Origin of the sequence: Burkholderia sp. Ap-955 (assembly GCF_011753045.1) — a bacterium.
GTDB classification, from domain to species: Bacteria; Pseudomonadota; Gammaproteobacteria; order Burkholderiales; family Burkholderiaceae; genus Burkholderia; species Burkholderia lata_D.
Genome location: NZ_VWWH01000195.1, coordinates 1 through 2,374, shown reverse-complemented (window position 1 = coordinate 2,374; position 2,374 = coordinate 1). Strand labels below are relative to the sequence as shown.

The 2,374-nt window shown below is 66.1% G+C and carries 2 protein-coding genes; both read right to left on the bottom strand.

The annotated features are described in order from the left end of the window. Window positions 1-1,983: type IV pilus secretin PilQ (locus tag F3J15_RS37190; protein ID WP_166897766.1), on the bottom strand; the 1,983-nt coding region annotated here is incomplete at its 3' end. Then, window positions 1,984-2,374: hypothetical protein (locus F3J15_RS37185; RefSeq protein WP_240161550.1), on the bottom strand; the 391-nt coding region annotated here is incomplete at its 5' end.

Genomic DNA, 2,374 nt, shown 5'->3' with positions numbered 1-2,374 from the left:
GAACGCGCCGCTCTCCGGCGACGGTTGCGCCCGGATCGCGGCCGCCTCCAGCGGCGTGGACGTCCTGCGGCCCGAGGTGCCGCCGCCCACGCTGCCGGGCACCACCTTCGCGACGGGCGCCGGCGCCGACGATGCGGACGCCGGGGCGGACCCTTCCGCGTTCAGCGCGACCGGGTCGAGCCGCAGCTGGTCGGCGTGCACGTTGACGTCGGTGCCCGACCACACTTCCTGCGTGTCCGAATCCGCCGCGACCTGTGGACGCACGATGCGCGGTGTGATCTGCAGCACGATCTCGGTCTTCTTGTGATCGCCGCCATGATCCGAGAAGAGCCGACCGAGCAACGGCAGTTGCCCCAGGCCCGGCACCTTGTTCGCGTTCCGGCGATCCTCGTCCGAGATCAGCCCGCCGAGTATCTGGGTTTCGCCATCCCGCAGGCGCAGGCTGGTCGACGCGCTGCGCGTACCGATCTGATACGCGAGCGAGCTGAGGCCTTGCGAATTGCTGCTCGAGATCGTGTTGGTGATATTGCTGACCTCGAGATTCAACTTGATGCCGACGTCGCCGTCGCGGTAAACCTGCGGCTCCACTTCGAGCTTGATGCCGACATCGAGGTACTGGATCATCTGCGTGAACGACGGGCCGCTCGTGCTCGGCGTGCTCGAGCTCGAAATCACCGGCACCTTGTCGCCGATCATGATGCGCGCCTTCTCCTTGTTGCGCGTGCGGATGCGCGGGCTCGCGAGCAGGTTCGCGTCGGTATCCGTGAGCTTGAAATCCGCAGTCGCGGACAAGCCGCTGACATTCAGTGCATTGACCGGCAGATGGTGCAGCCCGCCCCAGGTATTCGCCGTGCTCGGCGTCGACACCGTGAACGAATTCGGCCAGTCGATGCCGAGCTGCGTCATCCGCTCGTGCGACACCTCCAGCACCTGCACTTCGAGCATCACCTCCGGTTCCGGCAGGTCCTGCGCGGCGATCATCTCCTCGGCGACCTTGATCATGTCCGGCGTGCCGCGGATCGTCACGGTGTTCGCGTGCTCGTCGATCACGACTTCCTTCACCTTCAGCAGGCTCTTCAGCAGCGACTGGATCTGCTTGGCATCGACGTTCGACAGCTGGAACGTGCGCACCTTGAGCTCCTGGTATTCCAGTTCCTTCGCGGGTGTCGCCGGATAGATGAACAACGTGTTCGCGTTCATCTGCTTCTTGTCGAGCTGGTTCTGCATCAGGATCATGTCGACCGTGTCCTGCAGCGACGCGTTCTGCACGAAGATCGTCGTCTTCAGGTCGGCGCGCACGTCGCGGTCGAAAATGACGTTCAGTCCGGAGGTCCGCGACAGCGCCTCGAACACCATCCGCACGTTCGCGTCGCGGAACTGCAGCGACACCGGCGTGCGCATGATCGACGAAGCGGCGAGCTTGTCGTCCCGTTCCGCGCGTTGCTGCTGGCGCTTGGCGTCGAGTTCCGACTGCATGCTCAGCGCCATCGCATTGGCCGGATCCTCGACCAGCACGCGATGCACGCGGTCGGCCGCCGGCGCGTACGAGCCGCGCTTCATCATGCGGTCCGCTTCCTGCAGGATCGCCAGATGCTTGCGGTCCTGCTCGATCATCGTGCCGATCCGGCGCGCGCGCTCGCTGGTCGGGTCGAGCTCGGCCGCCATGTAGGCGGACCGGGCCGCGTCGTCGAACTGGTTCTGCCGGCGAAACGTGTCGGCGTTGTCCAGCAACTCGTTGACCTGCGCGTCGCGGTCGTGCATCGCGTCGATCCTCACCTGCGCATTGGTCGGATCGTCGTGAACGTTCGGCACATGCGCGCAGCCACCGCCCGCGAGCAGCGCCACGGCGATCGCCAGCGCGCGTGTCGTCGCGATCCGGCTGACCGGCGCATGCCGGAGGTCGAACGGGGCGGCAGGCGTGAGGAGGGTCGACGGGCCGCTGTCCCCGGTGCGGCGCGCATCCCGTGTGCGTGAGGTTTTCATCTACTTTCCTTCCACTGGAATGGACACCACCTGCACCTGGTTCAGCGGCAGATAGGTGAGCACCACGCTCGACTCCGAAACCGACTCGACGCGATACTGGCGATCGATCACGTCGCCCGGAGACACGATCAGCAATTGATCCCCGTTGCTGAGAAACACGCGCGGCCTGGCCGCCTTGGCATCCTGTTCGCCGACAAAGGTGAAAGGCATCGGAGGCGCCGTCGGCGGCGCCGGACGCGTTTCGGGCGGCGGCGGCACGACGGGGGGCTGTCGTGGGTCGGCGGTTATGTATCGGTTGCGGCGGCAATCAGCCTGATCGGCGTGCTGCTGATGCGCGAGACGCGCGACGCATCGCTCGTCTGAGACTCCGGGGCGGCCCGGGTTGTGCGAC